This is a genomic window from Streptomyces sp. NPDC034670, from assembly GCF_055574875.1.
In genome coordinates this window covers 40,885-53,399 of record NZ_JBVITR010000053.1, presented here as the reverse complement: position 1 = coordinate 53,399, position 12,515 = coordinate 40,885, and the positions used below count along the sequence as shown (strand labels likewise).

At 72.9% G+C, this 12,515-nt stretch carries 8 protein-coding genes and 1 CRISPR repeat array; all 8 genes read left to right on the top strand.

Going from position 1 to position 12,515, the window contains the following annotated elements:
* Positions 1-12 precede the first annotated feature (12 nt).
* Positions 13-1,868: direct repeats of the CRISPR family, unit length 28 nt; unit sequence GAGCAACCCCCGCGGGTGCGGGGGCGAC.
* 133 nt (positions 1,869-2,001) lie between these two features.
* Complete coding sequence (gene cas3 / locus ACZ56B_RS27515) at positions 2,002-4,944, top strand: CRISPR-associated helicase Cas3' (protein WP_468796176.1); 2,943 nt, start codon at positions 2,002-2,004, stop codon at positions 4,942-4,944.
* Between the two features lie 333 nt (positions 4,945-5,277).
* Positions 5,278-6,969 (top strand): type I-E CRISPR-associated protein Cse1/CasA, encoded by a 1,692-nt coding sequence (gene casA, locus ACZ56B_RS27510; protein WP_468796172.1) that lies wholly within the window; start codon positions 5,278-5,280, stop codon positions 6,967-6,969.
* Positions 6,966-8,147: a type I-E CRISPR-associated protein Cse2/CasB gene (casB, locus tag ACZ56B_RS27505; protein ID WP_468796170.1), complete on the top strand. Its 1,182-nt coding sequence runs from the start codon at positions 6,966-6,968 to the stop codon at positions 8,145-8,147. Before casA ends, casB begins: the two co-directional genes overlap by 4 nt.
* Positions 8,148-8,271: 124 nt before the next feature.
* Entirely contained in the window at positions 8,272-9,450 is a 1,179-nt protein-coding gene (gene cas7e, locus ACZ56B_RS27500) for a type I-E CRISPR-associated protein Cas7/Cse4/CasC (RefSeq protein ID WP_468796168.1), read from the top strand.
* Positions 9,447-10,247 (top strand): type I-E CRISPR-associated protein Cas5/CasD, encoded by an 801-nt coding sequence (gene cas5e, locus ACZ56B_RS27495; RefSeq protein ID WP_468796166.1) that lies wholly within the window; start codon positions 9,447-9,449, stop codon positions 10,245-10,247. The genes cas7e and cas5e overlap by 4 nt, the downstream gene beginning before the upstream one ends.
* 4 nt (positions 10,248-10,251) lie before the next feature.
* Positions 10,252-11,037, top strand: a complete 786-nt coding sequence (gene cas6e, locus ACZ56B_RS27490) for a type I-E CRISPR-associated protein Cas6/Cse3/CasE (RefSeq protein ID WP_468796164.1) — start codon at positions 10,252-10,254, stop codon at positions 11,035-11,037.
* Complete coding sequence (gene cas1e / locus ACZ56B_RS27485) at positions 11,030-12,013, top strand: type I-E CRISPR-associated endonuclease Cas1e (RefSeq protein ID WP_468796162.1); 984 nt, start codon at positions 11,030-11,032, stop codon at positions 12,011-12,013. The genes cas6e and cas1e overlap by 8 nt, the downstream gene beginning before the upstream one ends.
* A complete protein-coding gene (cas2e, locus tag ACZ56B_RS27480) occupies positions 12,010-12,354 on the top strand; it encodes a type I-E CRISPR-associated endoribonuclease Cas2e (RefSeq protein ID WP_468796160.1) in 345 nt (114 codons plus the stop codon). The genes cas1e and cas2e overlap by 4 nt, the downstream gene beginning before the upstream one ends.
* Positions 12,355-12,515 lie beyond the last annotated feature (161 nt).

The following is a 12,515-nucleotide window of genomic DNA, read 5'->3' as shown; positions in this document are numbered from 1 at the left end:
GACTCAGTCCCGGAGCAACCCCCGCGGGTGCGGGGACGACTGCCCTCCCCGAACATGAGCCGGGCGAACGGCTGAGCAACCCCCGCGGGTGCGGGGACGACCCGCACCGCCGCACCAAGGGCGACTCAGTCCCGGAGCAACCCCCGCGGGTGCGGGGACGACTGCCCTCCCCGAACATGAGCCGGGCGAACGGCTGAGCAACCCCCGCGGGTGCGGGGGCGACCTCGCGGGGACCGGGGAGACCGGCGGCATCCACGAGCAACCCCCGCGGGTGCGGGGGCGACCGTGGGCAGGTCATCGAGCGTCAACGTCATCGGGAGCAACCCCCGCGGGTGCGGGGGCGACGAGTCCTCGTCCTCGACGGCCGCGCGCGAGGGAGCAACCCCCGCGGGTGCGGGGGCGACTGTTCACGGATGGAAAATCGAACATACTGTCGAGAGCAACCCCCGCGGGTGCGGGGGCGACCCGAAGGATGCCCAGCAGTTCGCCCGCTACCTCGAGCAACCCCCGCGGGTGCGGGGGCGACTACATGCCCACCCACCGCGAGTACCAGCCCGGGGAGCAACCCCCGCGGGTGCGGGGGCGACGACGAGGAGGTGCTCGCGGTGTACCGGGACCGGGAGCAACCCCCGCGGGTGCGGGGGCGACGCCCGGAGGCCGGTCGATGGCGGAATCGTCCGGGAGCAACCCCCGCGGGTGCGGGGGCGACGACGGCGCGGGACGCGGGCCGGACCGCGCCTGGGAGCAACCCCCGCGGGTGCGGGGGCGACGGTCGCGGTCGGTCTCGGCGGCGATGATCTCGTGAGCAACCCCCGCGGGTGCGGGGGCGACGCGCTGGTCCTGTTCGTCCTGATCGTCCTGGCCGAGCAACCCCCGCGGGTGCGGGGGCGACGCGCGCAGCGACAGCCGGACGGCCGCCGCCGACGAGCAACCCCCGCGGGTGCGGGGGCGACGTGCGGGGCGAGGTGGACATCGACGATGTGATGGAGCAACCCCCGCGGGTGCGGGGGCGACTTCTGCGGCTTCGCCGGGGCGGGCGCGGCGGTCGAGCAACCCCCGCGGGTGCGGGGGCGACGATGGCGGTCTGGACGCCGGCGGACACGTCGAGGAGCAACCCCCGCGGGTGCGGGGGCGACACCCGCATCATCGAGTGGCTGGAGAGCAGCGGCGAGCAACCCCCGCGGGTGCGGGGGCGACATGGCGACGCCGTCGCCGGACCGGGCACCGGCCGAGCAACCCCCGCGGGTGCGGGGGCGACCTGCCCGAGGTCGAGGACTACTCGCCGCGCACCGAGCAACCCCCGCGGGTGCGGGGGCGACGGCCGCGCGCCGTGTCAGGCTGACACTCGTAAGGAGCAACCCCCGCGGGTGCGGGGGCGACACGGGAAGCATCACGGCCCGGCTGCTCGCCCGGGAGCAACCCCCGCGGGTGCGGGGGCGACTCCATCACGCTGGTCACCGGGCAGAGCCTGCAGGAGCAACCCCCGCGGGTGCGGGGGCGACACACGTCCAGCGTAGGCACTGGGGGAGACGACGGAGCAACCCCCGCGGGTGCGGGGGCGACGTGAGGTGGTCGGACGGGATGAGGGGGGTGGGGGAGCAACCCCCGCGGGTGCGGGGGCGACGCGGTACCCGGCCAGGGCGACCGCGGTCAGGTCGAGCAACCCCCGCGGGTGCGGGGGCGACGGAGGAGTCGATCACCGCCCTCGACCAGTCGAGGAGCAACCCCCGCGGGTGCGGGGGCGACCGCCAGGTCGGGCCGGAGCGGCGCGGGGCCGGGGAGCAACCCCCGCGGGTGCGGGGGCGACGCCTTCACGATGATCCCTTTCGCTTCAGAGGCGGAGCAACCCCCGCGGGTGCGGGGGCGACACTTGCTGAGCTGTGGTGATGCTCGCAAGAGGCGCGTTTTTCATTCACCTGCATTCGGCTCCGGCTTCTTTTCTCAGGCCGTTGTCAGTGGTGCAGCTTATGGTGCCGCTGGCACCAAGTACTGGGGGGTTTGGTGGAAAGTGAATGCTCGATCGTCGAGCTGATGAAGGCAGTGGGGCTGTCGCCGGAGGCTGTCGAGCGGGTGTCGCGGCTGTGGGGGAAGTCGGCGGCGCGGAACGGCGGCCGGACGCATCTGCTGCTCGGTCACCTGCTGGACACGGCAGCCGTGGCGGGGGTGATGTGGGACCGCTACCTGTCGGCCGCGTTCCGGCGGCGGCTGGACGAGATCAGCGGTGGCCGGGGGCGGCTGTGGTTCATGTGGGTGTGCGGTATCCACGATTGCGGGAAGGCGTGTCCGGCGTTCCAGGCCATGGACGCGGCCGAGGCCGCACCGGTGCTGGCAGCGGGGCTGACGTGGGGGCGGCTGCCGGCGGACCGGCAGAAGCGGTGGCGTCATGACGTGGCCGGCGCCGTGCTGCTGATGCCGCGGCTGGTCGCCGAGTGGGGCGGCGGAGAGACCGCCGGGTGGGTGTGGCCGCTGGTCGCCGGACACCACGGGACGTTTCCGTCGGCTGCTGCTCTCAGGCCGCCGCGAGGGGCCCAGGGGAAGGGTGCTGCCTGGGAGGAAGCCCAGCGGGCGGTCGTGGACGTCTTCACGCGCGCCGTCGGCTTCGAGGACCTGGCGGACGCACGGCCGGTGGGCTCGCTGCGGAAGGCCGAGCAGCTGGCGTTGTCGGGTCTGATCGTGATGGCGGACTGGATCGCCAGCGACAGCAGCCAGTTCCCCGGCCTGGCGGACGCCGGCCTGATCTCCTCCGCCGGGGCGCGACGCCGTGCGGAGGCAGCCTGGGAGCGGCTGCGCCTCCGCGGCGGCTGGCGGGACCTCCCCGTGCCGGAGAACCCGCTGGACCCGCTGAACCGCCGGCTGGGCGTGCGGCCGCGGGCGTCGCAGCGGGAGCTGGTGGAGCGGGCGTGGTCGATGCCGGCGCCGGGGCTGCTGGTGGTGGAGGCCCCGATGGGCGAGGGGAAGACGAAGGCGGCGCTCGCGGCCGCCGAGGTCCTGGCGGCGAGGTTCGGCCTCGACGGGGTGTTCGTGGCGATGCCGACCCAGGCGACGAGCGACCCGATGTACGAGCAGGTGCTGCAGTGGGTGCGCACCTTCGAGCCGGAGCTTGAGTCGCAGGTTGCGCTCCTGCACGGCCGTCGGCGGTTCAATGCCTGGTGGCGGGCCATCTGGGACGGGAAGTCACGCCCGGGCGGCGGTGGGTGCGGATGCGAGGACGGGGGCCGTCGCGGCGCTGAGGATACGGTCGGCGACGATTTCGGTGCGATCGACGAGGACGCCGATTACGGTATGGCGTCCGCTCAGTCTTCGGCGGACCGGGTCGCCGGCCCCGGGGCGGACGGCCCGGCGTACTGGTTCCTGGGCGACAAGCGCGGCCTGCTCACCGCGTTCGCGGTCGGCACGGTCGACCACCTGCTGCATGCGGCGACCCGTACCCGGCATGTCATGCTCCGGTTCGCCGGGCTGGCCGGGAAGGTCGTCGTTGTGGACGAGGTGCACGCCGCGGACGTCTACATGCGGCAGTTCCTCGTCGAAGCACTGCGCTGGTTGGGGCAGGCGGGGGTTCCCGTGGTGCTGCTGTCCGCGACACTGCCGCCCGCCCAGCGGCAGCAGTGTGTCGACGCCTACCTGTCCGGTGTACTCGGCACGGCGGACGTGCACCAGCCGGTGCCGGAGCCGGCCGGGTACCCGTGCGTCACGGTGGCCTACGGCACCGGCGGCCGGGCGGTTGCCGAGACGTCCCGTGAGGCGGTGCCGCCCTGGCGGGAGTCGGTCCCCGTGAGGCTGTCTTGGCTGCCCGATACGGACCTTGCGGGGGCGCGGGTCGCTGCGGCCGTGCGGAAGGCCGTCACCGGGGGAGGGGTGGTCCTGGTGGTGGTCAACCAGGTCGAGCGGGCTCAGGCGATCTACCGCGATCTGCGGGCCGGAGGCTTCGACGGTGTCCTGCACCTTCTGCACGCGCGGCTGTGCGCCGCCCACCGGGCGGATCGGACGGCGGAGTGTCTGCGTCTGATGGGACCGCAGGCGGGCGACGACCGGCCGGAGCGCATGGTGGTGATCGCCACTCAGCTCGCCGAGCAGTCCTTCGACGTGGATGCCGACGTGTTGATCACCGATTTGGCGCCCACCGACCTCCTCCTGCAGCGCATCGGTCGGCTGCACCGCCACGGCGGTACCCGTCGTCCGGTCGCGCACCGAGTACCCCGGGTACTGGTCACTGGTGTGACGCCCGGAAGGGACGGGGCTCCGCGGTTTCTGCGTGCTTCGGAGCGGATCTACGGTAAGTGGTCGCTGTTGCGGGCGGCGGCCCTGGTCACGGAGGCCGCGGGCGCTCTGACGGCTGTGGATGCGGGTGAGCCGTCGGCACCGGGACCGGGATGGAGCATTCCCGCCGATGTGCCGGCTCTGGTGGCGCGGGCCTACGGGGATGCCGGGATCTGCCCGGCGGACTGGGACGAGACCGGTGCGGGGGAGCAGTGGCAGGCGAAGGAACGGGAGCGGGAGAAGAACGCCGAGGAGTACCTGCTGTGCCGTCGGCGGGAATGGGCCTTTCCGACCCTGGAGGGGCTCCACTACGCCGGCAGCCGGGCCGCCTCCGAGGAACAGCTCGATGCCGTCGTCCGTGACGGCGACCCGTCCGTCGAAGTGATCGTCGTCCGGCGGGCCTCCGGCGGTTACCGGGCCATCGACGGAACCTGGCTCGGAGTGCACGGCGAGGTGGACGACGACGAGGTGACCGACCGGTTGATGGGCGGCACCGTCCGCCTCCTCCCACGTCTCACGGACGCCGCCCGGGCTGAGCTGAGCCCGCTCCCGGGCTGGGCCGGCCGGCCCTGGCTGCGGTACCGCCTGGCGCTCGTGCTGGAGGAGGACGGCACGAGGTTGCTGGGTCCGGACCGGGTGTCGTACCACGACGTGCTCGGACTGGTCGTCGAGCGGGGTGCGGGGTGAATCGGCCGCGGAGCCGGGCCGGGTCCGTCTCACCCCGCGCCTGCGGGGACGGCTTCCGGTGCTGATCGAAGTACCAAACGGGAACACCCCCGGCTTCGGGGAGGGCGCCGGTTCCACGAGCCGTGCGCAGAGTACCCGCTCTCTGCCGGGATCGCCGGCCGGTCGGTCCATGTCATCGAGTTCGTTCGATTCGCTTGAAGTAGCAAACGTTGCGTGGAACGCTCTTAACGGCTTGTCGAGGGACAACTCCTGCTGAGCGTCATGGAGTTGGTCATTCGGCTAACGCGTCCGGGGGGACGCGGGAAGGCCAGCACATGGAAGGGGGGAACAGCCATGACCGAAGAGGGAGACCTCATCCACGATGCATGGCTCGACGCCGTCGTTCGTGACGGCGTCCACAAGCCCGTCGGGCTGTTGGACGCACTGTTAGAAGCGGACACCATCCGGCGTCTCGAGCTGCCGGTGCACACGATGCTGGCGGTGGTGCTCCGGCAACTGCTGCTGCCCGTGATGATCGACGCCCTCGGGGCACCGCGCACCCGGCAGGAGTGGGGCGAGAGGTTCCACCGCGGCCGTTTCTCACAGGAGGAACGGGACCGCCTCGCGCACTATCTGGGCCCCCGCTACGGGGACCGGTTCCGTCTGTTCGACGCGGAGCGCCCGTTCGCCCAGGTCGCCGGCCTGGAGTCGCTGAACGGAGAGACGAAGACGGCCGCTCAGCTGGTGCCGTCCGTGGCGTCCGGTAACAACGTGCCCCTGTTCAGCGCGCTCAGTGAGGCCGACGAACTGCTGCTGACGCCGGGGGACGCGGCGCTGTGGCTGCTGCACGTGCACTGCTGGGACACGGCGTCGATCAAGACCGGTGCCGTGGGAGACCCGCAGGCGAGGAACGGGAAGACGACCGGCAACCCGACCGGGCCGCTCGGCCAGCTCGGAGTGGTCGTGCCCACCGGGGAGACGCTGTACGAGACGCTGCTGCTGAACACGCCGATCCTGCCCGACGGTCTGGAGCCGGGGGACCGGCCGCAGTGGGCGTGGGACGAGCGCCCGGCCGATCTGGCCTGCAAGTCACCGGCCGCGGCCGCCTGGTCCGAACGTCCGGCGACCGGTCTGCTGGACCTGCTGACCTTCCAGGCCCGCCGGATCCGTCTGATCACCTGCGAGACGGAGCAGGGCCCGCGGGTGCACCGGGTGATCGTGTCGGCCGGTGACCGGCTGGCACAGACGCCCGAGCTCGAGCCGCACACGGCATGGCAGCACACCGCCAAGCCGAAGAAGGGGCAGCCCCACCGGCGGCCCCGCCGGCACACCTCGGGCCGCGCTGCCTGGCAGGGGCTGGGAACGCTTCTGGCGATGACGCTGCCCGTGCAGGGCGACGGTCCCTATACCTCCCTGCTGCTGCGTCAGATCGGGGACCTGCAGGGCGGCGGGGTGCTGTCCTGGCAGTACCGGTTGGGTATCGAGACCTCGGGCCTTGAGTACGGCACGCAGTCCGCCGTGGTGGAGAACGCCATCGGTGACGATCTGCCCCTGCCGGTCAGGGCCCTGCTCGCCCAGGACGACGAGCTGCGTGAAGTCCTGCTGGATTGCGTGGCGCAAGCGGACCAGGTCGCCCGGGCCCTGGACGGCCTCAACAACGACCTGCGGCGTGCCGCCGGCGGTGATCCGCTGCCCCGCGACAAGGGCAGCCGGCCGTCCGCGCAGTTCCTTCATTCCCTCGACGTGACCATGCGCCGCCTGCTCGCCGGACTGCGGACCGTCGACGAGGACGACGAGGAACTCCTGGAGCGCGCCCAGCTCGCGTGGGAGCAGTCCGTGCAGATCGCCGCCGAGAGGGAGGCCGGCCTCCTGCTCGCGGCAGCCCCGCCGCGGGCCGTGGTGGGCCGCACGGTGAAGAGCGGCGACAAGGAGTTCGTCTACCGCAGCGGCAAGGCCCTCGGCGTCTTCCGCACGAGGCTCGCCGAGATCCTGACGCGGGCCGCCGAGGAGCGCCGCGTCCAGCGCGAGGAGGCGGCCGCAGCATGACGACCACCGACAGCACCCCCGGCGTCCGTCCCGCGGCGGGCCGGACCCGGCTGTTCTTCTGGGAAGAAGCGGCCCGGGACTGGCAGTCGGCGCGCAAAGAGGGGCGGCGCCCGGAATTCTCCGAGTACGTCGCACGGACCTTGCGGTCCCTGCGCGAGGGCGTCGGCCGGGAGGCCGGCACCGACCCGTCCACGCGGTCCGTCCACCGCGTTCCCCTGCAGGGCGACGGATCCAGCCGTCTCCCGGAGCGCTACGTCGCAGAGCACCACACGCTCATCCTGTTCGGACTGCACCAGCACGCCGCGTCCGAACCCGTCCACCGGCCGGGTGTCGGCCTGGGCACCGCCTGTCTGCTGCTGCGCCGCAGTGAGGCGCTGACACAGGCCGCCGTGGAGCGGCGGCTGATCGCAGCCGCGACCGCCCAGGACCTGAACGAACTGGTGCAGCATCTTCAGCGGCTCGTGCCGCTCCTGCGGCAGGCGGGTACCGGCCTGGACTACACCCGCCTGTTCCGCGAGCTGACCGCGTGGGACGGAGCAGGCCGCAACCGGGTGCTGCGGTCCTGGGGCCTGCAGTACACCGACCCCGGCACACCGGCCCCGGAAGACGGGGAGAGCGCCGGCCAGGAGCGGGCGCCGTACTGGGTGGCGTTCGACCCCGGCAGCCCGGATGCCGGAGCGGACCTGGCCGCGCTGCGCTCGGGCACCGGCCGGGAGCCGGGCACGGTCGCCGCGATGTGGCCGTTCCACCGCACCCGCATGGCGTCCGAGTGGCGGGACAAGGGATCCCTCACCCGGGACCTGGCGGCCGAGCACACCGCGCTCACCCTCTTCGCCCGCCACCAGCAGACGCACGACCGCCGGATGCACGTCGCGGGCAACAGCCCGGGGACGGCCGTCGGTCTGCTCGCCCGGAAGGCTGCCGCGGACAGCGAAGGCAAGGCCGCCACCGCGGCACTGGAGCGGCGCTTCGGCGCTCTGCTCACCTCCGCCGACACCGACGAACTCGCCATGCACCTGCGGTCCTTCGCCCCACTGCTGAACCGGGCCGGAGTCGGACTCGACTACGACCTGCTCCGCACCGCCCTGCGGACCTGGGACGACCCCCGCCGCCCGGACGCCGCCACCGGCTTCCGGCAGCGGTGGGACCGCGACTTCCACATCGCCGCGTCTTCCTGACGCCGCCCGGGCGGACCGGCCGGCCACGGCACCGGCCTCCCGGCCCGGCGCTCCGATCACACCAAGTCCGTCTTCACCCGCGCCCCGTCCGAGAGGCGCCCCCATGCCTTCAAGGAGTCATGCCATGAACCAGCCCACCCTCTTCGTCGAGGTCCACATCCTGCAGAGCCTGCCGCCGTCCAACGTCAACCGGGACGACTCCGGCACCCCCAAGCAGGCCGTATACGGCGGCGCCCGCCGCGCCCGCGTCTCCTCACAGGCGTGGAAGCGGGCCACCCGCACCGAGTACGCCAAGCAGGTGCCGGAGGCCGACCGGGCCACCCGCACCAAGCGGATCGCCACCCTGCTCGCCCAGCGCCTCGCCCGCCCCACCGCCGAGGGCGGCGCCGGCCTCACCGGCGAGCAGGCCGACCGCCTGGCCGCCGCCCTGCTGGAACCTCTCGGCATCACCAAGTCCTCGAAGAAGGAGGACCAGTCCGCCTACCTGCTGTTCTTCGGCAAGAAGCAGCTCGACGCCCTGGTGAAGCTGCTCGACAACCGAGCCGCCGAGCTCGCCGCCCTGCCCGACGACGACCTCAAGAACGAGGTGAAGAAACTCCCCGTCGTCCAGACGCTGTCCACCGGGCATCCGGCCGAGGTCGCCCTGTTCGGCCGCATGGTCGCCGACCTGCCCGCCCTGAACGTGGACGCCTCCGTCCAGGTCGCGCACGCCCTGTCCACCCACGCCGTGCGCACCGAGTTCGACTATTACACCGCGGTCGACGACGAGAACACCGACGACCACGGCGCCGGCATGATCGGCACCGTCGAGTTCAACTCCTCCACCCTGTACCGCTACGCCGTCCTCGGCGTGCACCAGCTGCGTGACAACCTCACCGACGCCGAGGAGACCCGCCGGGCGGCGGTCCGGTTCATCGACGCGTTCGCCCGGTCCATGCCGACCGGGCACCAGAACTCCTTCGCCCACCGCACCCTGCCCCACCTGGTGCTGCTGACCGTCCGCGCCGACCAGCCCGTGAACCTGGTCTCCGCCTACGAGGAGCCCGTCACCGGCGTCACCGGCCTGGCCTCGGAATCCGTCGTGCGGCTCGCCGACGAACTCAAGGCGGTCGGTGAGACCTGGGGCGACAGGCCGCTGCGGACCCTGGCCACCTACACCGCCGAAGGCGACAAGATCACCGAGGTCTTCGGTTCCTCCCTGCCCTTCCCCGCCCTGCTCGACTCCGTCGACGCCCTGGTCGGGCAGTGGCTCGCCGACGGTGAGATCGCACCCGCCGAGACCGCGGAGGCCGGCGTCCGATGACCGGCACCGAGCACGCTGTCCTCGTGCTGCGGCTGGCCGCCCCGCTCCAGTCCTGGGGCGGCCCGTCCCGCTACAACCGGCGTGAAACGCGCCCCCGGCCCACCAAGTCCGGCATCCTCGGCCTCCTGTCCGCCGCCGAGGGCCGCGCCCGCGAGGCCTCCCTCACCGACCTGGTCGGCCTGCAGCTCGGCGTCCGGGCGGACCAGCCCGGCACCTTGCTGCGGGACTACCACACCTACAGCGACTACCGCGGACTGCCGCTGCTGTCGGCCAAGGCCAACGCCAAGGGGCAGCAGACCCGGACCACCCCGCCCAAATACACCGGCGTCACCCAGCGCTTCTACCTCCAGGACGCCGTCTTCGTCGCCGCCCTCCGTGGCCCGAAAGCCCTGGTGCAGAGCCTGGAGGAAGCCGTCCGCAACCCCGCTTTCCCGCTCTTCCTCGGCCGCCGCTCCTGCCCGCCCACCGGACCCGTCAGCCTCGGCCTCCGCACCGACACCCCACTGGAGGACGTCCTGCGGGAAGTGCCGTGGCAGGCGGGCAGCCACCGCCGCCGGCAGGCCCGGGGCACCACCGTGTCCCTGGAGGCCACCGTCGAGGACCCGGCCGGTGACCAGCTCGCCGTCGACGTCCCCGACACCTACGACCTCAAGACCGGAACCCGGTTCGGCCGGCGCGCCGTCCGCCACCTCTGGGTCACCGTGCCCACCGGCCGCACCCAGCCGGACCGCCCCGCAGCGGACACCGGTACCACCGGGCAGTCCGACCACGACCCGTTCGCCCTCCTGGGCTGGTGACCACATGCCCTACCTGTCGAAGATCGCCCTCAACCCGCGCCGCCGCGCCGCCGCGGCCCTGCTCTCCAGTCCGCACCGCCTGCACGCCGCCGTCCAGTCCGGGCTGGCCGTGCAGCCCGTCACCGAGCGCGTCCTGTGGCGCCTGGACAGCAACACCCCGCACCGGGCCGAAATCCTCGTCCTCACCGAGAGCCGCCCCTCCTGGGCCCACCTCGTCGACGAGGCAGGCTGGCCCGGAGCCGACGGAGGCGCCCCGCTCATCGCCGACTACACGCCCCTCCTGGACCATCTCGTCCGCGGCCGCGAGTTCGGATTCCGCCTCACCGCCAACCCCGTCCAGAATCTCCCCCGGCCCAGCCGGCCGAGCGAACAGCAGGCCGCCCGCATCAAGGAAGGAACCGACAACGGCAGCCGGCACCGCGGCTTCCGGGTCGCCCACCGCACCGCCGCCCAGCAACTCGAATGGCTCCTCAAGCGGTGCGAGCGCCACGGCTTCGCCATCCCCGACGCCACCGCCACCCCCCCGGCCCCCGGCTTGCAGACCGATGACCAGGACCTGTCCGCCGGACCCGCGGTGACCCTCGTCAGCCGCGACATCCTCCGCTTCCGCAAGCGCCCCGACGGCCCCCGCGTCACCCTGTCCACCGCCACCTTCGAAGGACGCCTCCGCGTCACCGACCCCGACGCACTGCGCGCTGCCCTCCTCGGCGGCATCGGCCCCGCCAAGGGCTACGGACAGGGCCTGCTCACCCTCGCCCCGCTCCGCACCACCGAGGCGCACCATGGCTGAACCCTGGTGGCGGACCGGACCACAGGACATCCACCGGCTCGAGGACCGCATCACCAGCCTCTACGCCGAGCGCTGCCACATCGACCGGGACGACAACGCCATCGTCCTGGTCAACAAGGCACGCACCGTCCACGTCCCGGCCGCCTGGCTCGCCGTCCTCCTCATCGGGCCCGGCAGCCGGATCACCCACCCCGCCGTCACCCTGCTCGCCGACTCCGGCACCGCCGTGTGCTGGGTCGGCGAGCAGGGCGTGCGCCTCTACGCCACCGGCACCAGCACCGCGCGCGGCTCCCGACTCCAGCTCCGCCAGGCCTGGCTGGTCACCCGCCCCAAGGAACGCGTCGCCGTCGCCCGCCGCATGTACGACATGCGTTTCCCCGGCGAGGACACCGCCGGCCTGACCCTTCAGCAGCTCCGCGGCCGCGAAGGCACCCGCATCCGCCGCCTCTACACCCAGCACGCCGAGCGGACCGGGGTCCCCTGGACCAAACGCGACTACAAGCCAGGGGACGCCTTCGCCGCCGGCGACGACGTCAACCGGCTCCTGTCCGCCGCCAACTCGGCCCTCTACGGCATCTGCCACGCAGCCGTCACCGGACTGGGCGCCAGCCCCGCTCTCGGCTTCGTCCACACCGGCAACGCCCTCTCCTTCGTCCTGGACATCGCCGACCTCTACAAGGCCGAGTTCACCATCCCCCTCGCCTTCGACCTCGCCGCGCAAGGTCTCACCTCGGAGCGTGACGCGCGTACCGCTCTACGGGACGCCGCCGTGCGGGGCAAACTCCTGCCCCGCATCGTCGCCGACATCAAACAACTTCTCGTCCCCGACGACGGCGACCTGCCGGACGAGGACCTCGGCGCCCTCTGGGACGACGGCGACACCGTCGTCAGCGGCGGCCGCAACTGGAGCGCCGCGCACCACCTCGACATCATCCCGGAGCCCACCGACCCCACCCCCGCGGGAACGGCCCCATGAGCGCCGGGACGACCGTGGTCGTGCTCATCGCGGCCCCACCCGGACTCCGGGGACACCTCACCCGCTGGTTCGTCGAAGTGGCCGCCGGCGTCTACGTCGGCAACCCGAACCCCCGGATCCGTGACCGACTCTGGAACGTCCTCGCCGAGCGCATTCACGACGGCCAGGCCGTCATGATCGAGCCGGCGGCCACGGAACAGGGCTGGTCCGCCCGCACCGCCGGCCGCGACCGCTGGACCCCCGTCGACTTCGACGGTCTGATCCTCATGGCCCGCCCGCGCCAGGGCGGACAGCCCTGGCGTCCTGCGAACGAGGTGAAGCAAAATGGCATGATCACCTGACAACACCGCAGGTCACGAAGTGTCGTCCCCGCACCCGCGGGGGTAGCTCCCCCCGGGGGGGGGGGGGGGGGGGGGGGGGGGGGGTGGGGGGGCGGGCCGGGGGGGGGGTGGCGTAGGTGGGGGTTGGGGAGGGGGGGGAGGGAGGGGGGGGGGCGTGCTAG